This window comes from Coralloluteibacterium stylophorae (assembly GCF_018122625.2).
Classification (GTDB): Bacteria; Pseudomonadota; Gammaproteobacteria; order Xanthomonadales; family Xanthomonadaceae; genus Coralloluteibacterium; species Coralloluteibacterium stylophorae.
On the sequence record NZ_JAGQFT020000003.1, the window covers coordinates 304,905 to 328,069 of the forward strand.

The 23,165-nt window shown below is 73.5% G+C and carries 24 protein-coding genes; 17 read left to right on the forward strand and 7 right to left on the reverse strand.

Translation table 11 applies throughout. The annotated features are described in order from the left end of the window. Positions 1–199: 199 nt before the first annotated feature. The gene (murA, locus tag KB893_RS06250; protein WP_211927401.1) at positions 200–1,459 is read right to left on the reverse strand and encodes a UDP-N-acetylglucosamine 1-carboxyvinyltransferase; all 1,260 of its coding nucleotides are present in this window, start codon (positions 1,457–1,459) and stop codon (positions 200–202) included. Positions 1,460–1,517: 58 nt separating this feature from the next. Next, entirely contained in the window at positions 1,518–1,757 is a 240-nt protein-coding gene (locus KB893_RS06255; protein WP_211927400.1) for a BolA family protein, read from the reverse strand. A gap of 87 nt (positions 1,758–1,844) precedes the next feature. Between KB893_RS06255 and KB893_RS06260 the strand changes: the two genes are divergently transcribed. The 13 genes from KB893_RS06260 to ptsP all read left to right on the forward strand — a co-directional run bounded on the left by KB893_RS06260 (position 1,845) and on the right by ptsP (position 11,967). After that, complete coding sequence (locus KB893_RS06260) at positions 1,845–2,873, forward strand: KpsF/GutQ family sugar-phosphate isomerase (RefSeq protein ID WP_377731141.1); 1,029 nt, start codon at positions 1,845–1,847, stop codon at positions 2,871–2,873. Positions 2,874–2,912: 39 nt separating this feature from the next. Next, positions 2,913–3,446, forward strand: coding sequence for a KdsC family phosphatase (locus tag KB893_RS06265; RefSeq protein WP_211927399.1), 534 nt, complete (start codon positions 2,913–2,915; stop codon positions 3,444–3,446). After that, complete coding sequence (gene lptC, locus KB893_RS06270; protein WP_213173555.1) at positions 3,443–4,015, forward strand: LPS export ABC transporter periplasmic protein LptC; 573 nt, start codon at positions 3,443–3,445, stop codon at positions 4,013–4,015. The genes KB893_RS06265 and lptC overlap by 4 nt, the downstream gene beginning before the upstream one ends. Beyond that, on the forward strand, positions 3,996–4,496 hold the full coding sequence (gene lptA, locus KB893_RS06275) for a lipopolysaccharide transport periplasmic protein LptA (RefSeq protein WP_211927874.1): 501 nt from the start codon (positions 3,996–3,998) through the stop codon (positions 4,494–4,496). Before lptC ends, lptA begins: the two co-directional genes overlap by 20 nt. Further along, positions 4,496–5,212 (forward strand): LPS export ABC transporter ATP-binding protein, encoded by a 717-nt coding sequence (gene lptB / locus KB893_RS06280; RefSeq protein ID WP_211927875.1) that lies wholly within the window; start codon positions 4,496–4,498, stop codon positions 5,210–5,212. The genes lptA and lptB overlap by 1 nt, the downstream gene beginning before the upstream one ends. A 60-nt stretch (positions 5,213–5,272) precedes the next feature. After that, positions 5,273–6,709, forward strand: coding sequence for an RNA polymerase factor sigma-54 (locus tag KB893_RS06285; protein WP_211927876.1), 1,437 nt, complete (start codon positions 5,273–5,275; stop codon positions 6,707–6,709). A gap of 87 nt (positions 6,710–6,796) precedes the next feature. Then, positions 6,797–7,123: a ribosome hibernation-promoting factor, HPF/YfiA family gene (gene hpf, locus KB893_RS06290; RefSeq protein ID WP_211927877.1), complete on the forward strand. Its 327-nt coding sequence runs from the start codon at positions 6,797–6,799 to the stop codon at positions 7,121–7,123. Positions 7,124–7,142: 19 nt separating this feature from the next. Beyond that, positions 7,143–7,607, forward strand: coding sequence for a PTS sugar transporter subunit IIA (locus KB893_RS06295; RefSeq protein ID WP_211927878.1), 465 nt, complete (start codon positions 7,143–7,145; stop codon positions 7,605–7,607). 3 nt (positions 7,608–7,610) lie between these two features. After that, positions 7,611–8,561, forward strand: a complete 951-nt coding sequence (gene hprK / locus KB893_RS06300) for an HPr(Ser) kinase/phosphatase (RefSeq protein ID WP_211927879.1) — start codon at positions 7,611–7,613, stop codon at positions 8,559–8,561. Between the two features lie 41 nt (positions 8,562–8,602). After that, entirely contained in the window at positions 8,603–9,451 is an 849-nt protein-coding gene (gene rapZ, locus KB893_RS06305) for an RNase adapter RapZ (RefSeq protein ID WP_213173582.1), read from the forward strand. A gap of 68 nt (positions 9,452–9,519) precedes the next feature. Then, positions 9,520–9,912 carry a PTS sugar transporter subunit IIA gene (locus KB893_RS06310; RefSeq protein WP_213173556.1) on the forward strand — a complete coding sequence of 131 codons (393 nt, stop codon included), beginning with the start codon at positions 9,520–9,522 and terminating at the stop codon, positions 9,910–9,912. A gap of 39 nt (positions 9,913–9,951) precedes the next feature. Beyond that, positions 9,952–10,221, forward strand: coding sequence for an HPr family phosphocarrier protein (locus tag KB893_RS06315; RefSeq protein WP_211927647.1), 270 nt, complete (start codon positions 9,952–9,954; stop codon positions 10,219–10,221). 21 nt (positions 10,222–10,242) lie between these two features. After that, the gene (gene ptsP / locus KB893_RS06320) at positions 10,243–11,967 is read left to right on the forward strand and encodes a phosphoenolpyruvate--protein phosphotransferase (protein WP_211927646.1); all 1,725 of its coding nucleotides are present in this window, start codon (positions 10,243–10,245) and stop codon (positions 11,965–11,967) included. 15 nt (positions 11,968–11,982) lie between these two features. Here ptsP and KB893_RS06325 read toward each other — a convergent pair whose 3' ends face one another. Next, a complete protein-coding gene (locus KB893_RS06325; protein WP_211927645.1) occupies positions 11,983–12,405 on the reverse strand; it encodes a hypothetical protein in 423 nt (140 codons plus the stop codon). A 129-nt stretch (positions 12,406–12,534) separates the two neighbouring features. Between KB893_RS06325 and mgtE the strand changes: the two genes are divergently transcribed. Genes mgtE through KB893_RS06340 form a run of 3 tightly spaced genes read left to right on the forward strand, consistent with a single transcriptional unit; the run spans position 12,535 to position 15,100 of the window. Then, a complete protein-coding gene (gene mgtE, locus KB893_RS06330; RefSeq protein WP_211927644.1) occupies positions 12,535–13,896 on the forward strand; it encodes a magnesium transporter in 1,362 nt (453 codons plus the stop codon). Between the two features lie 40 nt (positions 13,897–13,936). Then, positions 13,937–14,734 (forward strand): carboxylesterase family protein, encoded by a 798-nt coding sequence (locus tag KB893_RS06335; RefSeq protein ID WP_211927643.1) that lies wholly within the window; start codon positions 13,937–13,939, stop codon positions 14,732–14,734. 54 nt (positions 14,735–14,788) lie between these two features. Continuing rightward, complete coding sequence (locus KB893_RS06340; RefSeq protein ID WP_211927642.1) at positions 14,789–15,100, forward strand: hypothetical protein; 312 nt, start codon at positions 14,789–14,791, stop codon at positions 15,098–15,100. On the opposite strand, the gene tsaB is transcribed toward KB893_RS06340, so the two are convergent. From tsaB to mrcB, 4 genes are all read right to left on the reverse strand, one after another. Beyond that, complete coding sequence (gene tsaB / locus KB893_RS06345; protein ID WP_211927641.1) at positions 15,097–15,789, reverse strand: tRNA (adenosine(37)-N6)-threonylcarbamoyltransferase complex dimerization subunit type 1 TsaB; 693 nt, start codon at positions 15,787–15,789, stop codon at positions 15,097–15,099. The genes KB893_RS06340 and tsaB overlap by 4 nt on opposite strands. 79 nt (positions 15,790–15,868) lie before the next feature. Further along, entirely contained in the window at positions 15,869–17,902 is a 2,034-nt protein-coding gene (gene yoaA / locus KB893_RS06350; protein WP_213173557.1) for a DNA repair helicase YoaA, read from the reverse strand. A gap of 67 nt (positions 17,903–17,969) precedes the next feature. Then, positions 17,970–18,524 (reverse strand): tetratricopeptide repeat protein, encoded by a 555-nt coding sequence (locus tag KB893_RS06355; RefSeq protein WP_211927565.1) that lies wholly within the window; start codon positions 18,522–18,524, stop codon positions 17,970–17,972. Continuing rightward, positions 18,521–20,872, reverse strand: a complete 2,352-nt coding sequence (mrcB, locus tag KB893_RS06360; protein WP_211927564.1) for a penicillin-binding protein 1B — start codon at positions 20,870–20,872, stop codon at positions 18,521–18,523. The genes KB893_RS06355 and mrcB overlap by 4 nt, the downstream gene beginning before the upstream one ends. Before the next feature lie 194 nt (positions 20,873–21,066). On the opposite strand from mrcB, the gene KB893_RS06365 reads away from it, so the two are divergent. Continuing rightward, a complete protein-coding gene (locus KB893_RS06365; protein WP_211927563.1) occupies positions 21,067–23,157 on the forward strand; it encodes a glycosyltransferase in 2,091 nt (696 codons plus the stop codon). Positions 23,158–23,165: the final 8 nt, after the last annotated feature.

Consider the following 23,165-nt stretch of genomic DNA (forward strand, 5'->3'; position numbering starts at 1 on the left):
GAAGCGGGAAGCGGGAAGCGGGAAGCGGGAAGCGGGAGCAGGGAAGCGTAACGCTGCCTCCACCTGCTGGTTCAGCGCGGAACGCTCGTACCCGAATCGAGCTCCAGGTCCCCGTTCCCTGTTCCCCGTTCCCGGCTCCAGGTTCCCTGTTCCCGCCTCATCCGCCCCACGCCCCGCTTCACCCGCTCCACCCAGCGCATCACCTCACCAATCGCCGCACCTTCGCCCCCAGCGCGCCGAGCTTCTCCTCGATGTTCTCGTAGCCGCGGTCGATGTGGTAGACGCGGTCGACCTCCGTATCGCCCTGGGCGACGAGGCCGGCGAGCACCAGCGACGCGGAGGCGCGCAGGTCGGTGGCCATCAGCGGTGCGCCGCTCATGCGCTCGACGCCGCGCACGATCGCGGTGTTGCCCTCGACCTGGATGTCCGCGCCCAGCCGCTGCAGCTCGTGGACGTGCATGTAGCGGTTCTCGAACACCGTCTCGGTGATCACGCCCACGCCCTCGGCCACCGTGTTGAGCGCCATGAACTGCGCCTGCATGTCGGTCGGGAACGCCGGGTACGGCGCCGTGGTCAGGCTGACGGCCTTCGGCCGCCGGCCCTGCATGTCCACGGTGATGCTGTCGGCGCCGGTGTCGATGTGGGCGCCGGCCTCCTCGAGCTTGAGCAGCACCGCGTCGAGCGTATCGGCGCGGGTCCGGCGCGCGGTGACGCGGCCGCCGGTCATGGCCCCGGCGACCAGGAAGGTGCCGGTCTCGATGCGGTCGGGCAGCACGTCGTAGCGACCGCCGGCCAGGCGCTCGACGCCCTCGATCACGATGCGGTTGCTGCCCGCGCCGGAGACCTTGGCGCCCATCGCGTTGAGGCAGTCGGCGAGGTCGACGACCTCCGGCTCCATCGCGCAGTTCTCCAGCACCGTGGTGCCCTGCGCGAGCGCGGCGGCCATCATCACGTTCTCGGTACCGGTGACGGTGACCATGTCGAACACGAAGCGTGCCCCGCGCAGGCGCCTGGCGCGCGCCTTGATGAAGCCGCTCTCCACGCTGATCTCCGCACCCAGCGCCTGCAGCCCGCGGATGTGCTGGTCGACCGGCCGCGACCCGATTGCGCAGCCGCCGGGCAGCGACACCTCCGCCTCGCCGAAGCGCGCCACCAGCGGCCCCAGCACCAGGATCGAGGCGCGCATGGTCTTGACCAGGTCGTAGGGCGCCACGCAGCTGTCGACCTTGCGCGGATCGACGGTGATGCGCAGCTGGTCGCCGACGGTCAGGTGCGCGCCCATGCGGCCGAGCAGCTGGATCGTGGTGGTGACGTCGTAGAGGTTCGGGACGTTGCCGATCTCCATCGTGCCGTCGGCGAGCAGGGTCGCCGCCAGGATCGGCAGCACGGCGTTCTTCGCACCGGAGATCTGCACCTCGCCATCGAGCGGGACGCCACCGGTGATCTGGATCTTGGCCATCGGGTTCCTTCGGCGCGGACGTGCGGCGCCGCGGCCTGGTGTGACGGGACGCCGGCCTTCAGCCGGTGCGGGACGCCTCTTCCGGGGTCAGCGTACGCAGCGCCAGGGCGTGGATGTCCGTGCCCATCTGCGTCCCCAGGGTGGCGTAGACCAGCCGGTGGCGGGCCAGCGGCAGCTTGCCGGCGAAGGCCTCGGACACCACCACGGCCTCGAAATGCACGCCGTCCTCGCCCTGCACCTGGGCGCGGGCGCCGGGCAGGCCGGCTTCGATCATCTGGCGGATGGTGTCGGCGTTCATCTGGGAGCGTGCGTCGCGCCGCGGCGCGCGGGCGCGCTCGGCTAGAATTGCGGCCCCACAGAGTAGCGCGAACGCCCCGGCACCGGAATGCCCGACACCATCACCGCCCCCCTCGCCGCGCCGGTCGCCCCGGTCGCCATGCCGTCCGACGAGCGCTTCGTGCAGAGCGCGCGGCGCGTGATCGAGGTGGAGTCGCGGGCGCTGGACGCGCTGGAGGCGCGGATCGACGCCGACTTCGCCGCCGCCTGCCGGCTGCTGCTGGGCTCGGCCGCGCGCGTGGTGGTGATGGGCATGGGCAAGTCCGGCCACGTCGGCCGCAAGATCGCGGCGACCTTCGCCTCCACCGGCACGCCCGCCTTCTTCGTGCACGCGGGCGAGGCCAGCCACGGCGATCTCGGCATGATTGCCGACGGCGACGTGGTCCTGGCCCTGTCCAATTCCGGCGAGACCGAGGAACTGCTCATGGTCGTGCCGCTGATCAAGCGCCAGGGCAATGCGCTGATCGCGATGACCGGGCGCCCGCAGTCGAGCCTGGCGCGCCTGGCCGACGTGCACCTGGACGCCAGCGTGCCCGAGGAGGCCTGCCCGCTGAACCTCGCGCCCACCGCCAGCACCACCGCGGCGCTGGTGCTCGGCGACGCGCTGGCGGTCGCGCTGCTGGAAGCGCGCGGCTTCACCGCCGACGACTTCGCGCGCTCGCACCCGGCCGGCGCGCTCGGGCGCCGGCTGCTGCTCAAGATCGCCGACGTCATGCACGCCGGCGAAGAGGTGCCGACCGTCGCCGCCGACGCCACCCTGGGCGACGTCATCGCCGAGATGAGCCGCGGCCGCCTCGGCATGACCGCCGTGGTCGACGCGGAGCGTCGCCTGCTCGGCATCTTCACCGACGGCGACCTGCGCCGCCTGCTCAAGAACGCTTCGGTCGACCTGCGCACCACGCCGGTGGCGAGCGCGATGACGCGCAACCCGCGCACGATCGGCGCCGACCAGCTCGCGGTCGAGGCCGCGCGGCTGATGGAGGAGCACAAGATCACCGCGCTGGTGGTGCTCGACGACGCCGGCCGCGTCCACGGCGCGCTCAACGTCCACGACCTGCTGCGCGCGCGCGTGGTCTGAGCCGGCCTTCGGCTCCTCTCCCGTCACGCGAGATCCCGCATGTCCCGCCTGCAGCCCCACGACCTGGACGACAGCCTGCGCGCGCGCGCCGCGGGGATCCGCCTCGCCGTGTTCGACGTCGACGGCACCCTGACCGACGGCCGCCTCTACTACGCGCCCGACGGCAGCGAGCTCAAGGTGTTCCACGTCCACGACGGCCTCGGCCTGAAGCGGCTGATGCAGCACGGCATCGACGTCGCGCTGTGCAGCGCGCGCCGGGTGCCGGCGGTCGAGGCGCGCGCGCGCGATCTCGGCATCGCCCACGTGCACCAGGGCGTCGGCGACAAGCGGAAGGTCATCGACGCGCTGTGCGCGGAGGCCGGCGTGGCGCCGTCGGCGATGCTGTTCATGGGCGACGACCTCGCCGACCTGCCGGCCATGGCCGTGGCCGGGCTCGCGGTGGCGCCGGCCAACGCGCACCCGGACGTGCTCGTGCAGGCGCACCTGGTCACCCGCCTCGGCGGCGGCAACGGCGCGGCGCGGGAGGTCTCCGACCTGCTGCTGGCGCTGCGCGCGGACGCCGCGCCGGCATGAATCCCACCGCCCGCCGCATCGCCACCGGCGTGCTGATGGCGCTGGCCGTAGTCACCGGCATCGCCGCCTGGCTGCTGCGCCCGCAGCCGGTGGACGACGCCTTCATCGGCCCGATGCGCTCGGACTACACCCTGGGCAACTACAGCCTGGTGGCGCTGGACGAGACCGGCAAGGAGCAGTTCTCGGTCACCGGACCCCAGCTCGACCGCGATCCGCTCACCGAGACCTTCACCCTCGACAAGCCCTTCTTCAGCTTCCCGCAGTCGGCGGGCGGCGAATGGGAGGCGCGGTCCGAGGACGCCTGGATCAGCGCCGACGGCGGCGAGGTGCGGCTCACCCGCGACGTCGAGGTGCTCGGCGCGGCGCGGCCCGACCGGTCGCGCATGCGGATCGAGTCGGAGCAGATGACGGTGTTCCCGCGCGACGATCTCGCCACCAGCGAAACGCTGGTGACCATCACCGACCGTGGCTCTACCATGACCGGCCGCGGCATGCGCGCCGACCTCGCCGCCCGCCGCGTCAACCTCCTCGCCCAGACCCGGACCCGCTATGTCCCGCCCCGCCGCTAGCCTGCTCGCCGCCGCCGTCCTCCTCGCCGCCGCCGGCAGCGCGCTGGCCCGCTCCAGCGACCGCGAGCAGGACATGATCATCGACGCCGCCAGCACCGAGGGCGAGCTGACCGACAACGGCACCGTGACCTTCTCCGGCGACGTGCGCATGGACCAGGGCACCCTCAGGGTCCGCGCCGACGATGCCGTCGGCACCCTGCGCGACGGCGAGATCGTGCGCGTGGTACTGACCGGCGCGCCCGCGCGCCTGCAGCAGGAGGACGACCAGGGCCAGCCGATGGACGCGCGCGCCGCGCGCATCGACTACGACCTGGCCACCGACACCGCGGTGCTCACCGGCGACGTCGAGATCGAGCAGCCGCGCGGCAACCTGCGCGGCGAGCGCGTGGTCTACGACATCGCCACCGGCCGCGTGCGCGCGGGCCAGGAAGGCGGCCGCGTGCGCATGGTGATCCAGCCGAAGTCGGGCCAGGACAGCTGATGCTCGTCGCCTCGGGCCTGCGCAAGCGCTACAGGCAGCGCGAGGTCGTCCGCGAGTTCGGGCTGACCCTCGACGCCGGCGAGGTGGTCGGCCTGCTCGGTCCCAACGGCGCCGGCAAGACCACCTGCTTCTACATGATCGTCGGCCTGGTCGCGGCCGACGCCGGCGCGATCGTGCTCGACGGCGAGGACATCACCGCGCTGCCGATGCACGCGCGCGCCACCCGCGGCGTGGGCTACCTGCCGCAGGAACCTTCGGTGTTCCGGCGCCTGTCGGTGGCCGACAACATCCGCGCGGTGCTGGAACTGCGCGACCTCACCCGCGCCGCGCGCGAGCGCGAACTCGAGGGCCTGCTCGACGAGCTGCAGATCGGCCACGTCGCCGACCAGACCGGGGCCAGCCTGTCCGGCGGCGAGCGTCGCCGCGTGGAGATCGCGCGCGCGCTGGCGGCACGCCCGCGGCTGATGCTGCTCGACGAACCCTTCGCCGGCGTCGACCCGATCTCGGTCGGCGAGATCCAGAAGATCGTGCGCCACCTGAAGTCGCGCGGCATCGGCGTGCTGATCACCGACCACAACGTGCGCGAGACCCTGGGCATCTGCGACCGCGCCTACATCCTCAACGCCGGAGGCGTCCTCGCCGAAGGGCCGCCGGAGACGGTGCTCGCGAACCCGGACGTGCGCCGGGTCTACCTCGGCGACACCTTCCAGCTGTGAGGGCCAGGGCCGCCACGCGCTGACCGCCCGGTCACCGGTTATGGCTATCCTTGGACGGCGATGAAAGTCAGTCTCCAGACCCGGCTGGGGCAACAACTCACGCTGACGCCCCAGCTGCGGCAGGCCATCCGCCTGCTGCAGCTCTCCGCGGTCGAGCTCGAACTCGAGCTCACCGCCGCGCTGGAGAGCAATCCGCTGCTGGAGCGTCCCGAGGACGCCGAGCCCGAGCCCGAGCCCGAGCCGCAGGTGCCCGGCACCGACGGCAGCGAGGCCGTGGCCTCCCCCCCGGAAGCCGAAGCCGAGTCCGAGGCCGAACCGCCGCTCGACTACGAGCCCGACTGGGGCGAGACCAGCGAGGGCCCGCGCGGCAGCCGCGAGGACGGCGAGGACTACGGTGCCGGCACCATCGAGCCCGACAGCCTGCACGACCACCTCCTCTGGCAGCTGCACCTGTCATCGCTGTCGCCGCGCGACCGCGCCATCGGCGCCGCGCTGATCGAGGCCATCGGCGACGACGGCTATCTCGGCGAACCGCTGGAAGCGCTGCAGGAGGGCTTGCGGCCGGCTATCGACGCCGGCCTGGACGAGATCGGCGCGGTGCTGTCGGTCGTCCAGCACCTGGACCCGGTCGGCGTCGGCGCGCGCGACCTCGCCGAATGCCTGTGCATCCAGCTCGGCGTGCTCGCGCCGGAGACGCCGGGCCTCGCCCTCGCCCGCACGCTCGCGCGCGAGCACCTCGAGGCGCTGGCCAAGCTCGGCGCCGAGCGCCTGGCGGTGCAGCTCAGGGCCAACCCGGCGGAGATGGCCACCGCCATCGCCCTGCTGCGCAGCCTCGATCCGCGCCCGGGTGCGCAGGTCAGCGCCGCGGCGACCGAGTACATCGCGCCGGACTGCATGGCCTATCGGCAGAACGGGCTGTGGCGGGTGGCGCTGGCGCCGGGCCAGCAGCCGACGCTCGGCATCAACCGCCACTACGAGCAGCTCATCGCCAAGAGCACCCGCGAGGACGCCAGCTACCTGCGCGGCCAGCTGCAGGAGGCGCGCTGGCTGATCAAGAGCCTGGAGACGCGCGCCGACACCCTGCTGCGGGTGGCGCGCTGCATCGTCCACCAGCAGGCCGCCTTCCTCGACCATGGCGACGAGGCGATGCGGCCGCTGACCCTGCGCGAGGTGGCCGAGGAAGTCGGCCTGCACGAATCCACCGTCTCCCGCGCGACCTCGCGCAAGTACCTGCTGACCCCGCGCGGGACCTTCGAATTCAAGCACTTCTTCTCGTCGGGCATCGCCACCGACACCGGCGGCGCGGCCTCGGCCACGGCGATCCAGGCGATGATCCGCAAGCTGGTCGAGGCCGAGGACCCGCGCAAGCCGCTCTCCGACGCGCGGCTCGCCGACGCGCTCAAGGCCGCCGGCGTGCCGGTGGCGCGGCGCACGGTCGCGAAGTACCGTGAGGCCATCCACATTCCCTCCTCCAACGAGCGCCAGCGCCTCGACTGACGCCGCGGTGCTCATCGCGCCTCGACCGCGGATCTGCGACCACTCGACGCCCGCCCCGACCCGTTCCCGAAGAGAAGGAGACACGCCATGCGGATCGATCTCACTGGCCACCAGATCGAACTGAGCGCGCCGCTGCGCGACTACGTGGAGAAGAAGATCGACCGGCTCGCCCGGCACTACGACCAGCACCTGGAGGCACGCGTCGTGCTCGGGCTGGAGGGTGTGGACCAGAAGGCCGAGGCGACGCTGATGGTGGCCGGGCGCCAGCTCCACGCCGAGGCCGCGGGCCAGGACATGTACGCCGCCATCGACGTCCTCATCGACAAGCTCGACCGCGTGCTGATGAAGCACAAGGAAAAGATCACCGACCACCATCGCGGAGAGTCGCCGGCACGCTCGGCGGACTTCGGCTGACATTCCCACGGCGACGCGCATGCCACTCGTCGAACTGCTCACTCCGTCCCGCGTGGCATGTGCCGCGGCGGCCGACAAGGACGCCGCGCTGGCCCGCGTGGCCGACCTGCTCGAGGACGATCCCGGGCGCCGCCCGCTCGTCCTCGACGCCCTGCGCGCCCGCGAGGAGGTCGGCAGCACCGGGCTCGGCCACGGCGTCGCGGTGCCGCACGCGCGGCTGGACCTGGGCGAGGACTGCCGCCCGGCCGCCGCCTTCCTGCGCCTGCAGCAGCCGCTGCCCTTCGGCGCGCCCGACGGCGAGCCGGTGGACCTGATCCTGGCCCTTAACCTGCCGCGGCACTGCCGCGAGCACCTCGAACTGCTGGCCGAGGTGACCGAGCGGCTGGGCGACGCCGACCTGCGCGCGCGCCTGCGCCAGGCGCCGGACGCGGCCACGACCATCGCGCTGCTGCACGCCCGGCCGCTCGCCGGGACGGTGGCCTGAGCGATGGCCGGTGCCCGCATCACCGCACTCGAACTGTTCGACCAGCTGCGCGAACGCCTCATGCTGCGCTGGGTCGCCGGCCAGCGCGGCGAGACCCGCGTGCTCGAGGCGGCGGAGACCGTCTCGCGGCGCCCGTCGCTGTCGGGCTACCTCAACGTCATCTATCCGAACAAGGTCCAGATCCTCGGCAGCGAGGAGCTGACCTGGCTGGATGCGCTCGACGCGCGGCAGCGCTGGGAGACGATCGAGAAGATCTTCCAGTTCCGTCCGCTGGCGATCGTGATCAGCAAGAACCAGGCCTGTCCCTCCGACCTGCAGGTGGCCGCCGAGGAATCCGACACGCCGCTGTGGCTGTCGCCGCGACGCGGCCACGAACTGCTCAACCACATCCAGTACCACCTCGCGCGCACGCTCGCGCCGCGGGTCACGCTGCATGGCGTGTTCATGGAGATCTATTCCATCGGCGTGCTGATCACCGGGGACTCCGGCTCCGGCAAGAGCGAGCTCGCGCTGGAGCTGGTCACGCGCGGGCACCGCCTGGTCGCCGACGATGCGCCCGAGTTCACCCAGATCGCGCCGGACGTGCTCGACGGCACCTGCCCCGACCTGCTGCAGGACCTGCTCGAGGTCCGCGGCCTGGGCGTGCTCAACATCCGCGAGATGTTCGGCGACACCGCGGTCAAGCGGAACAAGTACCTGCGCCTGATGGTGCACCTGGGCAAGCCCATCGACGCCTCGGCCGACGGCATCGAGCGCCTGACCGGCGACAGCAGCACGCGCCGCGTGCTCGACCTCGACGTGCCGCTGATCACCCTGCCGGTCATGGCCGGCCGCAACCTGTCGGTGCTGACCGAGGCGGCGGTGCGCGTGCACCTGCTGCGCAGCAAGGGCATCGATCCGGCGGCGGCGTTCATGGCGCGCCACACCCATTTCCTGCAGCGGAGCGGTTCGTGAGCCACCCCATCGAGAGCGAGGCGGCATCGCGCCCCACCCTCATCGTCGTCAGCGGCCTGTCCGGCGCCGGCAAGTCGGTGGCGCTCAACACCCTGGAGGACGTCGGCCTGTACTGCGCCGACAACCTGCCGCTGGCCCTGCTCGGACAGTACGTGGCCAGCGTCGCCGGCGAGGAACGCGCACAGGACGGCTTGGCGGTCGGCATCGACGCGCGCAGCGGCAGCGACGACCTGCACGCGGTCGGCGCGATCCTGAGCGCCCTCGGCGCGGCCGGCTTCGACCACCGCTTGGTGTTCTTCGAGGCCTCCGACGAGGCCCTGCTCAAGCGTTACTCCGATACCCGGCGCCGGCACCCGCTGAGCCACGGCGGCCTGGCGCTGGCCGATGCGATCGCCGCCGAGCGCGAGCTGCTGCGGCCGCTGCGCGCGATCGCCGACGAGATCGTCGACACCAGCGACCTCAACGTGCACCAGCTGCGCCGGCGCGTGCTCACCGAGGTCAGCATGCGCCGCCGCCCCGGCCTGTCGCTGATGTTCGAATCCTTCGCCTACCGCCACGGCGTGCCGGCGGACGCGGACTTCGTCTTCGACGCGCGCTGCCTGCCGAACCCGCACTGGGACCCACGCCTGCGCCCGCTCACCGGCCGCGACGCGGCGGTGCGCGAGTATCTGGAGCAGGAGACCGCGGCCTGCGACTACCTCGGCCAGGTCCAGGCCTTCGTCGGTGCCTGGCTGCCGCGCTTCGAGAACGAGACCCGCAGCTACCTCACGATCGCCTTCGGCTGCACCGGCGGCCGGCACCGCTCGGTCTACCTCGCCGAGGCGATGGCGCGCTGGTTGCGCGAACAGGGACGCGAGGACGTGGTGACCTTCCACCGCGAGCTGGAGTAGCGCCCGTCGGCATCGCGACGGCGACTTCGACGCCGTCGCGACATGATCCACCTGCTACCCTTGCCGGCATGGCAGTCGGCATCCTCCTGGTCACGCACGAAGGCATCGGCGGCGCGCTGCTGGCGGTCGCCGAACGCCTGCTGGGCAAGCTTCCGCTGCGGGTCGAGGCGTTCGAGGTGCCCTTCGACGCCGATGCCGACAGCAGCCTGCCGCAGGCCAGCGGTGCGCTGCGCCGGGTCGACAGCGGCGACGGCGTGCTCATCCTCAACGACGTCTACGGCGCCACGCCCAGCCGTCTCGCGGCGCAGCTCGCGCGGCTCGGCACCCCGGCGCACCGCATCGCCGGGCTCGGCCTGCCGATGCTGCTGCGCACGCTCAACTATCCCGAGACCGAGCTCGACGAACTGGCCCGCATCGCCGCGGCGGGCGCCCGCACCGGAGTGATCCTCGATGACGCCTGATCCCGTCCCCGCCCACCCTCGCACCGCCGGGGGTCGCCCGTGATCGAGAAGAACGTCGCCGTCGTCAACCGGCTCGGCCTGCACGCGCGCGCCGCCGCGCGACTGGTCCAGCTGCTGTCGGGCTTCAAGGCCGACGCCGCGATCACCGCCAAGGGCCGCACGGTCAACGGCAAGAGCATCATGGGCGTGATGCTGCTGGCCGCCGGCCAAGGCAGCACCGTGACCCTGCGCCTGGATGGCGAGGACGAAGCCGCGGCCATGGACGCCGCCGCCGACCTGTTCGCGCGCGGTTTCGACGAGGAATCCTGATGCTGCGGGCCCGGGGTGCCGATGCGTAGCGCGTTCGCGGGCCACGGCGTCTCCCGCGGGCTGGTCCTCGGTCGCGCCCGCGTCCGCGAGCCGCACGCGCTCGAGATCTCCGACGCACGCATCGAGGCCGACCGGGTCGAGGACGAGACCGCGCGCCTGCACGCGGCGGTCGCGCAGGCGCGCGACGAGCTGATCTCCGTCCGCCAGCGGCTCGACGGCGATTACGCGAGCGAGGTCGGCGAGTTCCTCGACCTCCACGCGATGCTGCTCAACGATCCCGACCTGCTGCCGCATCTCGACGCCCTGATCCGCGACGACCGCTGCTCCGCCGACTACGCGCTGCGCGTGCACCGCGACCGCGTCGCCGCGGTGTTCGAGCGCATGGACGACCACTACCTGCGCAGCCGCGTCGAGGACCTCGACCACGTCATCGGCCGCGTCCATGCCGCACTCCACGAATCGCCGGACGACGCGGCGCAGGGACTGGCCGGCGAGATCCTGGTGACCAACCTGGTCGCCCCGGCCGAGCTCGCGCAGCTGCAGGCGCGCGGCGTGGTCGCGGTGGTGACCGCCGGCGGCAGCGAACACTCGCACGCCGCGATCCTCGCCCGCAGCCTGCACCTGCCGCTGATCGTCGGCGCCCACGAGGCGCTGCTGCGGATCAACGAAGGCGACGCCATGCTGGTCGACGGCGAGGCCGGCGAGGTGGTGGTCGAGCCGGACGCCGCCGACCTGCGCGCCTATCACAAGCGGCGCAAGGCGCTGGCGCGCGAGCGGCGCGCGCTGGACCGCCTGCGCACGGCCGCCTCGCGCACCCGCGACGGCGCCGACATCCTGCTCTACGCCAACGCGCAGTCGCACGAGGACGTGACCGAGGCGCATGCGCTGGGCGCCGACGGCGTCGGCCTGTACCGCACCGAATTCCTGTTCCTGGGCCGCAGGGAGCTGCCGGACGAGGAGGAGCAGTTCCTCGCCTACCGCGACCTCGTGCTCGGCATGAACGGGCGCCCGGTGACCATCCGCACGCTCGACCTCGGCGCCGACAAGGCCGACGAGACCGGCCTGGTCATGAGCGGCGAGCCCAACCCCGCGCTCGGCGTGCGCGGCGTGCGCCTGTCGCTGTCGCATCCGACCGTGTTCGGCACCCAGCTGCGCGCCATCCTGCGCGCTTCGGGCTACGGCCCGGTGCGCGTGCTGATCCCGATGGTGACCGCGCGCGAGGAAATCGCCGCGGTGCGCATGCTGCTGAGCCGGCAGGCCGAGCGCCTGCGCGAGGAAGGTCACGCCTTCCGTCCGCGGCTGCCGGTGGGCGCGATGATCGAGGTGCCCTCGGCGGCGCTGGCCTTCCCCGGCTTCGCCGACCTGCTCGATTTCGTCTCCGTCGGCACCAACGACCTCACCCAATACCTGCTCGCCACCGATCGCGACAACGAGGCGCTGGGCGACCTGTACTCGCCGCTGCACCCGGCGATCCTGCGCGTGCTGCGCGAGGTGATCGCGGTCGGCCGCCGCCGCGGGGTCGAGGTCTCGGTCTGCGGTGAGATGGCCGCCGATCCCCGCTATACGCGCCTGCTGCTGGCGCTCGGCCTGGAGGCCTTCAGCCTGCATCCGAACACCCTGCTCGAGGTCCGCCAGGTGGTCCGCGCTACCGACCTGGCCGCACTGCGGCGGCGCGCGCCGGCGCTGCTGCGGGGCCGCGAGCGCAGCGCCATCCTGCGCTGGCTGGCCGCGGTCAACGCCGCCTGAGCCGCTCGGCGTCCTTCAGGTCGCGGCGTCTGCCGACGCGCCGGCCGCCGGACAGGGCTTCGGCCCCGCACGCAGCGTCGCCAGCACCGTGTCGCTCGCGCTGTCGACCAGCAGGAACCACATGCCCGGGCGGATCCACTCGCCGGTGTCCTGGCTGCCTTCGGGATCCGAGGTACTCAGGAACTCCGGGCCGCCGCGGCTGTCGACGCGGATCTCCAGACGCGTGGGGCCGCGGCCGCTGAGCGACCAGCTGATCGTGCCCTGGTAGAGCGACTCCGGGCGGCAGTCCGGCGCCTGCGGCGGCGAGAGGGTGAACACCACGCCGGGCTGGGCGAAGACCGCGTCCGGCGGTGTGGTGTCGGGCTTGCAGGCGGCGACGCCGAGCAGGCAGAGCGCCGCAGCGAGGGCGGTGCGGTGGCGGCGGATCCGGGCGAGCATCGTCATCGGCGCGGAGGATAGGGCGGCGCGGGACGACGCGCCACGCCCATACGGCATGGCCGGCGGCCGCCTTCGTCACTTCGCGCGCGGGCGGCGCTCCCGGATAATGCCCGCATCACTGGAGAGCCCATGGCCGAGACCACCCGCCAGACCCGCACCGCGCACCAGCTGCGCATGCTCTCGGATGCGCTCGACAGCGGTCGCCTCGGCCCGGTCCGACGGCTGGTGAACACGCTCTCCCCGGCCGAGATCGGCAACCTGCTGGAGTCGCTGCCGCCGACCCGCCGCAACGTGGTCTGGGGCCTGGTCGACACCGAGGACGACGGCGAGGTGCTGCTGCACGTCGGCGACGACGTGCGCGAGAGCCTCATCGCGGAGATGGATCCGGAGGAGATCGTCGCCGCGCTCGAGGACCTCGACATCGACGACCTCGTCGAGCTGATGGACGACCTGCCCGAGGCGGTGACCGAGGAGGTCCTGCGCTCGATGGACCGCGAGAACCGGGAGCGACTCGAGCAGGCGCTGGCCTATCCCGAGGACACCGCGGGCCGCCTGATGAACCCGGACGTGGTCACCGTGCGCGCCGATGCCACCGTCGACGTGGTCCTGCGCTACCTGCGCCTGCGCGGCGAGCTGCCCGAACACACCGACCGCCTGTACGTGGCCAACCGCCGCCGCCAGTACCTGGGCCAGGTCGCGCTCTCGGCCCTGCTCACGCGCGAGCCGTCGACGCCGGTCAACACCCTGCTCGACGAGGACCAGCCGGCGATCGCGGTGCACACCTCGGCCAACGACGTCGCCAATGCCTTCTCCGACCACGACTGGATCTCGGCGCCGGTGGTCGACGGCAACAACGTCCTGCTCGGCCGCATCACCATCGACGACGTGGTCGACATCATCCGCGAGCAGGCCGAGCACCGCGCGCTGGGCGCCGCGGGCCTCGACGAGGACGAGGACCTGTTCGCCTCGCCGCTGCGCGCGATGCGCCGGCGCGCGCTGTGGCTGGGCATCAACCTGACCCTGGCCTTCGTGGTGGCCTCGATCATCGGCCTGTTCGAGTCGACGCTCGAGCAGGTCGTGGCGCTGGCGGTGCTGATGCCGATCGTGGCCAGCATGGGCGGCAACGCCGGCCTGCAGGCGATGACGCTGACCGTACGCGGCCTCGCCCTCGGCCAGCTCGGCGGCGGCAACGTGCGCACCCTGCTCGTCAAGGAGATCACGGTCGGCCTGCTCAACGGCGTGCTGTGGGCCCTGGTGGTGGCCGTGGTCGCCGGGCTGTGGTTCCACAGCAGCATGCTGGCGCTGGCCATCGCCAGCGCCATGGTGATCAACCTCGCCTGCGCGGCCGCGGCCGGCGTGTCGATCCCGGTCGTCATGCGCCGCCTCAACATCGATCCCGCCATCGCCGGCAGCATCGTGGTCACCCTGGTGACCGACGCGCTGGGCTTCTTCGCCTTCCTCGGGCTCGGCACCGTGCTGCTGCTGAAGTGAACCGCGCCCGCCTGCCCTCTGATCGACCGGATTGCCGCCCATGCATCGCCTCCTGCTCGTCCCGCTCCTGCTGCTCGCCGCCGCCCTGTCCGGCTGTGCTCCGGCGGTGAGGCCGGAACCCGCGGCAGGCTTCGTGACGCGGAGCGTCGAGGTGGACGGCGTCGACCACGCCTACCAGGTCTTCGTGCCGGGCCAGCGCCGGGAACCGCTGCCGGTGGTCCTGTTCCTGCACGGCTCCGGCGAGCGCGGCGACGACAACCGTGCGCAGACCGAAGCGGGCCTCGGCCCCTACCTGCGTGCGCACGCGGACGCGTTCCCCGCGCTGGTGGTGTTCCCGCAGTCGCCGCGGGGCCGCTCGTGGGACGGCGACGTCGCGCGCGTTGCGCTGGCGGCGCTGGACGCGGCCTCGCGCGAGTTCGGCGGGGACGCGGCGCGCACCTATCTCACCGGAATGTCGCGCGGCGGCTACGGCACCTGGGCGCTCGCCCTCGACCATCCGCAGCGCTTCGCGGCGCTGGCGCCGGTCTGCGGCGGGCTCACGAATCCGCCGGGGCGCGACGACCTCGCCGTCGAGGCCGTCGCCGGGGCGCCCGACCCCTTCGCCGCCGCGGCGTCGCGCCTGCGCGGCATTCCCAGCTGGATCTTCCATGGCGCGCAGGACGACGTGGTCCCCCCGGCGCAGTCGCGGCGGATGGCCGACGCGCTGCGCGCCGCCGGCGCAGACGTGCGCTATACCGAGTTCCCCGATGCCAACCACAACGCCTGGGATCCGGCCTATGCGACACCGGAGCTGTGGGCATGGCTGTTCGCGCAGCGCCTGCACGCTTCGGTCCCGTAGAACCGGCAGCGGCCCACCGGTAGGCTGCAACCGTCACCGCAAGGAGCGCACGCCATGCAGGCCCTCACCATCACGACCGCACTCGCCATCATCTGCAGCGGCGCGGTGACCGGCTGCGCGAGTGCGCCGCAGACCAGCCAGACGCCGCCGGCTCCCGCCGCGTCCCGGGCGGCGCAGCTGGATCGACTGACCGTAGCGGACGCCGGGGCGTCCGCCCCGACTGCGGTTCCGGCAGGTCCCGCCGTGGATCCGGCGACGCGGGATCTCGCGCTCAAGGCGCTCACCTACCCGCTGCTGCTGAGCCGCAACGCGCGCACGGGCCGCGCGCTCCCGCTCAACGGCACGCCGGCCCTCAAGCCCGACTAGCCGCGCCGCGCCCGCTGCTCGGCCTGGGTCAGGGCGACCTTGTCGCGGAGGTAGGCCGGCTCCACCCGCTCGGGTGCGAGCGCCTCGCCGCGCGCCCAGGCGGCGGCCGCGAGCCGCGCCAGGTCCGCGGCATGCGGCATGGCCGTGGGGTCGAAGGCGACCGCGCGCAGGCGCGCTGCGAGCGCGCCTTCGCCCGCGGCGAGGCCGGAGCCGACGGCGGCGGCCCACGGCAGGTCTTCCAGCGGCACGCTGCCGGGTGCGCCGAGCCGTTCCGGCCCGAGCGCCTGCGGCAGGCCTTCGCCGTCGCGCGCGAACGCGGCGACGTAGACCTCGCCCATGCGCGCGTCGATCGCCGCGAGCACCGGTCCCGCCGCCGGCGCCGGAGCGCGCATCGCCAGCGTCGCGAGCGTCGATACCGCCACCACCGGGCGGTCCAGCGCCAGCGCGATGCCCTGCGCCAGGGAGATCGCCAGACGCACGCCGGTGAAGGCGCCGGGCCCGCGGCCGACGGCGATGGCATCGAGGTCGCGGCGGCGCAGGCCGGTCTCCGCCAGCAGCGCATCGGCCCAGGGCAGCACCAGCTCCGCATGCCGCCGCGGCGCGATTTCGAAGCGCTCGACCACCTCGCCGTCCACGGCCACGGCGACCGAGCAGGCTTCGGTTGCGGTCTCGATGGCGAGGAGCTTCATGGGCACGCGGGGGCAGCGGACGAGCGCGAAGTCTACCGGCACCTCGCCCCGTCTTCCGGCGCGCAGGCGTGCGGCGCGGTCAGGCCTCGGGCTCGAAGCTGCTCCAGAAGCGCAGGACCGGGTCCTCCACCTCCGGCGGCGGCGCACGCTCGGCGAGGAAGCCGCGCACCGCGTCGAGGTCGCGCGTGCGCGGCAGCGGCGGCAGGCTGTCGAGGAAGGTGCGGCCGTAGCCGCGCGCGCTCAGCCGCGGGTCGCACAGCACCAGCACGCCGGCGTCGGCATGCGTGCGGATCAGGCGGCCGGCGCCCTGCTTGAGCGCGATCACGGCGTTCGGCAGCTGCTCGTCGAAGAAGGGATTGCCGCCCTCGCGGCGGACCGCCTCCAGGCGCGCCTCCAGCACCGGGTCGTCCGGGGCCGCGAACGGCAGGCGATCGATCGCCACCACCACCAGGGCGTCGCCGGCGACGTCGACGCCCTCCCAGAAGCTCGCCGCCCCGAGCAGCACGCCGTTGCCGGACTGGCGGAAACCGTCGAGCAGCACGTGGCGCGGCGCCCTGCCCTGCACGAACAGCGGCCACGGCGCGTGCTCGAGCAGCGCCGCCGCCTCGCGCAGCGCGCGGTGCGAGGTGAACAGCAGGAACGCGCGCCCGCCGGAGGCCTCGAGCACCGGCCGCACCGCCGCCACCATGGCGTGGGTGAAGCCGCGCTGGCCGGGGTCGGGCAGGCCGCGCGGCAGGTAGCACAGCGCCTGCCGCGGCCAGTCGAAGGGACTGGCCTCCAGCAGCGTGCGCGGCGCATCCAGCCCGAGCCGGCGGCTGATGTGCTCGAAGCCGCCGGCGACCGAGAGCGTGGCCGAGGTGAAGATCCACGCGGCATGGGTCCTGGCCCGGAACGCGCGCAGCGGCGCGGCGACATCGAGCGGGGTGCGCTGCAGCAGCAGCCCGTGCCGCGACAGCTCGTACCAGCGCACGTCGGGCACCGGGCCCGCCGCCGCGGCGACCGGCGCCTCCGGATTGGGCATCTCCGCGTCCGCGGTCTCCTCGCGGCCGGTCCAGCGCAACAGGCGGCGGCGCAGGTCCTTGCCGCGCGCGGCGCAGCCCGCGAAACCCGGGGATGCGTCGCGCAGGCCGGTCAGCGCCGCCTCGAGCGCGGCCAGCGCCTCGAGCAGGGCGTCGAAGGCCGGCGCGGCATCGGGCTGCGCCAGCGCGCGGGCGGCGGTGCCGCGCGGCGGCAGCGGATCCAGGGCGAGCCGCAGCTCACGCACGCGCTGTTCGAGCGCGCGTGCCGGCGCCTGCACGAGGGCCAGCGCGGACGGCACCTCGGCGCATTCGGCCGTGGCGTCGCGGGCGAGGCCGCTCAGCTGGCGCGCGCTCACGCCCTCGCCGAAGAACTGCGCCGCCAGCTCGGGCAACTGGTGCGCCTCGTCGAGGACGAAGGCCTCGGCCCCGGGCAGGATCTCGCCGAAGCCCTCCTGGCGCAGGGCGAGGTCGGCCAGCAGCAGGTGGTGGTTGACGACCACCAGGTCCGCCGCCTGCGCCTCGGCGCGCGCCTTGACCACGAAGCAGTCGGCCCAGAACGGGCACTCGCCGCCGAGGCAGTTCTCGGCGGTGGAGGTGACCTGGCCCCACAGCGGCGAATCCTCCGGCAGGGCGTCGAACTCCGACAGGTCGCCGCTGCGACTGCCGCCGGCCCAGGCGATCACCCGGCCCAGCAGGGCGCCGGCCTCGCGCGTCGCGGAACGCTCGCCGCGCGCACGCTGGGCGCGGTAGTGGCAGTAGTAGTTGGCGCGGCCCTTGAGCAGCGCGGCGCGCACCCCGCTGCCGAGGGCGGCGCGCACGCGCGGGAGATCGCGGTGGAAGAGCTGGTCCTGCAGCGCACGCGTGCCGGTGGAGACGATGGTGCGGCGTCCCGACAGCAGGGCCGGCACCAGATAGGCGTAGGTCTTGCCGGTGCCGGTGCCGGCCTCCGCCACGAGCTCGGCGCGCGCCTCCATGGTGGCGGCGATGGTCGCGGCCAGCCGCTGCTGGGCGGCGCGCGGCGCGTAGCCCACGATCCCCTGCGCCAGCGCGCCCCCGTCCGCCAGCGCGGCATCGACATCGCGGGCCAGGTTCATCGGCGGTGCGCCGCGTGACCGGTGTTCACCGGAGCCGCACCGGGCATGGGCACACGCAAGGCGCCGGCTACATCCGGACCGGCGGCTCCACCGTGCACTCGCCCACCTTGTCGCGCGCGATCGCGGCCGCGGCCGGATCCTGCGCGTGCTCGTAGACCAGGCGCATGGTGGTCCAGTTGCGCCGGCACAGCGGGCCGAGCCGCGGCCCGGTCTCGTAGCTGCGCGCGGCGTACTGCTGCGCGAGGCTCCAGTCGCCGAGCAGCAGCGCATATTCGGCGCGCCGCTGCAGGATCTCGGGATCGTGCCCGGCGATCGCCAGCGCCTGGTCGATACGCGCCGCGGCGCCGGCGGCATCGCCCTGCTCCTCCAGCCGCGAGGCCGACTGCAGCAGGTCCTCGACCTGCGGATCGCGCAGCGGCTGCACGTCGAACGCGTCCACCGCGCCGCTGCCCGCCGTCCTGACCTCCGCCAGCAGCGCCTGCGGGGCGACCGCGGGGCGCTCGGCGGCGGGGGCGGCCGGACCCTGCGCGGTCTGGCCGCAGGCGGCCAGCAGGCCGGCGAGCAGGAAGCAGGAAGAGATGCGGTAGCCGGTCATGCGTCGCTCCGGGAGGATCGTGGTCATTGCCGCTGCCAGGCGCTGGGGTCGAAGCCGTCGTCGCCATCCTCGCCCATGCCGAACCAGTCGCGCACGCGGTCGAGGCCGCATCCGTGATGGCGTTCCGGGGTCCAGCCGGCGACGAAGGGCAGGCGCCGCGCGCCCGGGCAGTCCTGCTCGGTGGTGGCCTCTTCGCCCTCGGCGACCCAGGCCCATTCGATGCCCTCGCCGCCGACGGTCAGCGGCGTACTCGGCAGCTCCGAGAACAGCGCCGACCACAGGCGCATCGCGCCGGTGGAACCGTACAGCCCGGCGGCCTGGTTCTGGTCGTTGCCGACCCAGATCACCGCGAGATGGTCCCCGGTCCAGCCGGCGAACCAGCTGTCGCGGCCGTCGTTAGAGGTGCCGGTCTTGCCCGCGGGCTGCAGGCGGCCGAGGCCGTCGGCGACGAGTCGCCGCCCGGTACCGCTGGTGACGGCGGTCTGCAGCGCCACCGTCACCAGGCGCGCGGCGATGGCGTCGCCTTCGGTCGCCGGCGCCGGCGCGGTGTCGTAGCGGGTCAGCGCCTGGCCTTCGGCATCGAGGACGCCGCGCACGACCTTCAGCGTCTGCACCTCGCCGCCGGAGGCGAGGAACTGGTAGAGCTGGGCCATCGCGTAGGGGCTCAGGTCGACCGCGCCGAGGATCAGCGACGGGTTCGCGGTCGCATCGGCGCCGGCCAGGCGCTGCAGCAGGACCGCCAGTCCTTCGGCGCCGACGTCGAGGCCGACCCGCACCGTGGCCTGGTTGTAGGAGTGGGCGAGCGCGTCGATCAGGCGGACGCGGCCGTGGCTGCGGTTGTCCGAATTCGCCGGCGACCACAGCCTGCCGTTGGGCAGGCGCAGGTCGATCGGCGCATCGTCGACGATGGTCGCCAGCGAATAGCGTCCCGGCTGCACCAGGCCGAGCAGGTAGACGAAGGGCTTGAGCAGCGAGCCCACCTGGCGCCTGGCGTCGATGGCGCGGTTGAAGCCGGGCTCGTCAACGTGGCGGTTGCCGACCGCGGCGACCACCATGCCGGAGTGGGTGTCGGTGACGACCATGCCGGTCTGCAGCGCCGGGCCGTCCTTGCGCTCGACCGTCGGCAGTACCTCGTCGACCGCGCGCTCGGCATAGGCCTGGGCGGACGGCGCGAGCGCGGTCATGACCGACAGGCCGGCGCCGCGCAGCGCATCGGCCGGGTAGTCGTCGGCGAGCTGGCGGCGGACCAGGTCGACGAAGGCCGGATACCGGTTGGCCGCCGCCACGCCGGGCCGCGCGGTGATGCCCAGGGGTGCCGCCAGCGCGCGCTCGAGTTCGTCGGCGGAGAGCAGGCCGGTCTCGGCCATCATCCGCAGCGCGATGTCGCGGCGCCCGCGCGCGCGCTCGGGATGCCGGCGCGGATCGTAGTAGGACGGCCCCTTGATCATCCCGATCAGCAGGGCGACCTCCTGCGGCCGCAGCGCATCAGGCTGGCGCCCGAACCAGAACTCCGAGGCCGCGGCGATGCCGTGGATCGACTGCCCGCCGGATTGGCCGAGATAGACCTGGTTGAGGAAGGCCTCGAGGATGGTGCGCTTGTCGTAGCGCGCCTCGATCAGGATCGCGTAGAGCACCTCGTTGAACTTGCGGGTCAGGGTCTGCTCGCGGCCGATGCCGAGCAGGCCGCTGCGCGCCAGCAGCTGGGTGATCGTGCTGCCGCCCTGGACCACGTCGCCGGAGCGGATGTTGGCGAGCATGGCGCGGGCGATACCGCCGAGGTCGATGCCGTGGTGGGTCCTGAAGTCGCGGTCCTCGACCGCCTGCAGGCCGGTGATCATGAGCTCCGGCACGTCCTCGAGCCGCACCAGGCGCCGCTCCTCCTGCTTCTGCCCGTAGAGCGTGGCGATGCGGGCCGGATCCAGGCGCGCGGCACGCAGCGCCTCGCCGCTGTCGGCGTCCTCCAGCGAGGCGACGCGGCCGTCGGCGAGCGTGATCACGATGCCGCGCGCGGGAACGCGGCCGTCGACATCGACGTAGCCGCGGCTTGCGATGCGGAAGCGTCCGCCCTCGCGCGCATAGCTGCCGCGCGAGGCGGCGCCGGCCTCGGCGCGATAGGCGGAGGCGCCGAGCTCCAGCTCCAGCGTCTCCGCGTCCATCGCCAGCCCCGGCGCCAGCACCAGCGGCCGCGCGTACACGCGGGTCGGCACCTGCCAGGTCAGCGCGTCGAAGCGCGCGCGCACCTGGGCGTCGAGATGCGAAACGTAGGGGACCAGCGCGCCCAGCACGAGGCCGGCTGCGGCGAGGACGGCGTACACCGCCCACCGTCTCCAGGCGGGAGCGCCCGGTGCGGGCGCGGATGCGGTTTTCTTGGGCACGGGATGCGAAACTAGCGGATCGATTGGGGTCGGCAAGCGGCGTCGGGCTCCGGCGCCCCCACGAACTCCGCCTTGCGCGCGGCGATCCCGAACAGCACGACCGGAGACGTCTTGAACCCGCGCGAGTCTAGCAGCCCACCCCGCGCCGTCGGCGCCTGTGTCCGCGACCGCGGTTCAGTGGGCATTGGCGCGCGATGAACCGGATCGGCAGCGGCCTGCTCTACCTGCGCGCGCGCATGCGCTCGGCCTGGCACCGGACCCGCGGCAGCCTGCGCGCGCGCGGCCTGCGCGGCACCCTGGCGCGCATCGTCCGCGAGTTCCGGCCGCCGGCGAAGGTCGTGCCGGCGGCGCTGTGGCTGCCCGCCAGCGATGCGCCGATCGCCCTGCCCGACCCGGGCGCGGCGCCGCTGGCGAGCATCGTCGTCCCCGTGCACGGCCAGCTCGACCACACCCTGCGCTGCCTGCGTGCGCTGTCGGCGCCGGCGCGGACGCGGTTCGAGGTCATCGTGGTCGACGACGCCTCGCCGGACGCGACGCGGGCGACGCTGGCCGGCACCGCACACCTGCGCCTGCACGCGCTGGCCGAGAACCAGGGCTTCATCGGCGCCTGCAACGCCGGTGCGGCACTGGCGCGCGGCCGCGTGCTGGTGTTCCTCAACAACGACACCGCACCGCAACCGGGCTGGCTGGATGCGCTGGTGGACACCCTCGACACCGTCCCCGGCGCGGGCATCGCGGGCGCGCGGCTGGTGTATCCGGACGGGCGCCTGCAGGAGGCGGGCGGGATCCTGTTCGCCAACGGGCAGGGCTGGAACTTCGGGCGCTTCGATTCACCCGACGCTCCGCCCTACACGCACCTGCGCGATACCGACTACGTCTCGGGCGCGGCGCTGGCGATCCCCGCCGCGCTCTTCGTCGAGCTGGGCGGCTTCGACGTCCGCTATGCGCCGGCCTACTACGAGGATTCGGACCTCGCCATGCGCGTGCGCGCCGCGGGCCGGCGGGTGCTCTACCAGCCGCGGGCGACCGTCGTGCATTTCGAGGGTGCGAGCGCCGGCACCTCGCTCGAGCACGGGATGAAGGCCTACCAGGTCGTGAACCAGGAGCGCTTCCACGCGCGCTGGCGCGATGTGCTCGCGGCGCGGCACGCCCCCGCCGGGACCGAACCCGAAGTCGCCGCCGACTGGCGCGCGCACCGCCGCGTGCTCGTCGTGGACGCCGCGACGCCGCAGCCCGACCGCGACTCGGGATCGCTGCGCCTGGTCAACCTGATGCGCCTGCTGCGCGAGCGCGGCGACGCGGTGACCTTCTTCGCCGCCAACGGCTGGAACGGCGGCGACTACGCGCGCGCGCTGGAGGATCTCGGCGTGCAGGTCTGGAGCGAACCATGGCTGGAGGGCGTACCTGCGTGGTTCCGGCGCCACGGCCGGCACCTGGACGCGGTGATCGCCTGCCGGCACTACGTCGCCGAGAGCCTGCTGCCGCTCACCCGCCGATACGCGCCCGATGCGCGCTTCATCTTCGACACCGTCGACCTGCACTACCTGCGCGAGCGCCGCGGCGCCGAGATCGCGGGCGACGCCGCCGCCCTGCGCGCGGCCGAGGCGACGCGCCGGCGCGAACTCGAGCTGGTGCGCCGGGCCGACCTGACCTGGGTGGTCAGCGACATCGAGCGCGCGCTGCTCGCGCGCGAGCTGCCGGACGCGCGCGTGGAGATCCTGTCCAACGTGCACGCGGTCGCCGGCGCCGGCCCCGGGTACGGAGAACGCCGCGACCTGGTCTTCGTCGGCGGCTTCCGCCACCCGCCGAACATCGACGCGGCGCTCTGGCTCGGCGACGAGATCATGCCGCGCGTGCATGCGGCGCTGCCGGGGGTGTGCCTGCACCTGATCGGCGCCGAACCGCCGGAACCCGTGCGCGCACTGGATGGCCGCCACGGCATCCGCGTCCATGGCTTCGTCGAGGACATCGTGCCCTTCATGGACGACTGCCGGATCGGCCTGGCCCCGCTGCGCTTCGGTGCCGGGGTCAAGGGCAAGGTCAACCTGGCCATGGCGCACGGGCAGCCGGTGGTCGCCACCTCCTGCGCGGCCGAGGGCATGCATCTCACCGACGGCGTCGACGTGCGCATCGCCGACGACGCCGAGGCCTTCGCCGCCGCCGTGGTCGAGCTGTACCGCGATCCCGCACAGTGGACGCACCTGGCCACGGGCGCGCTGGCGAACGTGGAGCGCCACTTCTCGTTCGACGCCGCGCGGCGCGCGCTGGGCGCTGCGCTGGACTGAGACGCGCG

What these genes read in the sequence shown, in the direction of transcription:
- lptC (WP_213173555.1), top strand. Translation starts at nt 3,443, where the DNA reads ATGAATCCCACCGCCCGCCGCATCGCCACCGGCGTGCTGATGGCGCTG.
- KB893_RS06310 (WP_213173556.1), top strand. Translation starts at nt 9,520, where the DNA reads ATGGCAGTCGGCATCCTCCTGGTCACGCACGAAGGCATCGGCGGCGCG.
- hprK (WP_211927879.1), top strand. Translation starts at nt 7,611, where the DNA reads ATGGCCGGTGCCCGCATCACCGCACTCGAACTGTTCGACCAGCTGCGC.
- tsaB (WP_211927641.1), bottom strand. Translation starts at nt 15,789, where the DNA reads ATGAAGCTCCTCGCCATCGAGACCGCAACCGAAGCCTGCTCGGTCGCC.
- KB893_RS06355 (WP_211927565.1), bottom strand. Translation starts at nt 18,524, where the DNA reads ATGACCACGATCCTCCCGGAGCGACGCATGACCGGCTACCGCATCTCT.
- KB893_RS06265 (WP_211927399.1), top strand. Translation starts at nt 2,913, where the DNA reads ATGTCCCGCCTGCAGCCCCACGACCTGGACGACAGCCTGCGCGCGCGC.
- KB893_RS06365 (WP_211927563.1), top strand. Translation starts at nt 21,067, where the DNA reads ATGAACCGGATCGGCAGCGGCCTGCTCTACCTGCGCGCGCGCATGCGC.
- yoaA (WP_213173557.1), bottom strand. Translation starts at nt 17,902, where the DNA reads ATGAACCTGGCCCGCGATGTCGATGCCGCGCTGGCGGACGGGGGCGCG.
- KB893_RS06295 (WP_211927878.1), top strand. Translation starts at nt 7,143, where the DNA reads ATGCCACTCGTCGAACTGCTCACTCCGTCCCGCGTGGCATGTGCCGCG.
- lptA (WP_211927874.1), top strand. Translation starts at nt 3,996, where the DNA reads ATGTCCCGCCCCGCCGCTAGCCTGCTCGCCGCCGCCGTCCTCCTCGCC.
- KB893_RS06335 (WP_211927643.1), top strand. Translation starts at nt 13,937, where the DNA reads ATGCATCGCCTCCTGCTCGTCCCGCTCCTGCTGCTCGCCGCCGCCCTG.
- hpf (WP_211927877.1), top strand. Translation starts at nt 6,797, where the DNA reads ATGCGGATCGATCTCACTGGCCACCAGATCGAACTGAGCGCGCCGCTG.
- mgtE (WP_211927644.1), top strand. Translation starts at nt 12,535, where the DNA reads ATGGCCGAGACCACCCGCCAGACCCGCACCGCGCACCAGCTGCGCATG.
- KB893_RS06285 (WP_211927876.1), top strand. Translation starts at nt 5,273, where the DNA reads ATGAAAGTCAGTCTCCAGACCCGGCTGGGGCAACAACTCACGCTGACG.
- lptB (WP_211927875.1), top strand. Translation starts at nt 4,496, where the DNA reads ATGCTCGTCGCCTCGGGCCTGCGCAAGCGCTACAGGCAGCGCGAGGTC.
- KB893_RS06255 (WP_211927400.1), bottom strand. Translation starts at nt 1,757, where the DNA reads ATGAACGCCGACACCATCCGCCAGATGATCGAAGCCGGCCTGCCCGGC.
- ptsP (WP_211927646.1), top strand. Translation starts at nt 10,243, where the DNA reads ATGCGTAGCGCGTTCGCGGGCCACGGCGTCTCCCGCGGGCTGGTCCTC.
- KB893_RS06260 (WP_377731141.1), top strand. Translation starts at nt 1,845, where the DNA reads ATGCCCGACACCATCACCGCCCCCCTCGCCGCGCCGGTCGCCCCGGTC.
- murA (WP_211927401.1), bottom strand. Translation starts at nt 1,459, where the DNA reads ATGGCCAAGATCCAGATCACCGGTGGCGTCCCGCTCGATGGCGAGGTG.
- KB893_RS06340 (WP_211927642.1), top strand. Translation starts at nt 14,789, where the DNA reads ATGCAGGCCCTCACCATCACGACCGCACTCGCCATCATCTGCAGCGGC.
- KB893_RS06325 (WP_211927645.1), bottom strand. Translation starts at nt 12,405, where the DNA reads ATGCTCGCCCGGATCCGCCGCCACCGCACCGCCCTCGCTGCGGCGCTC.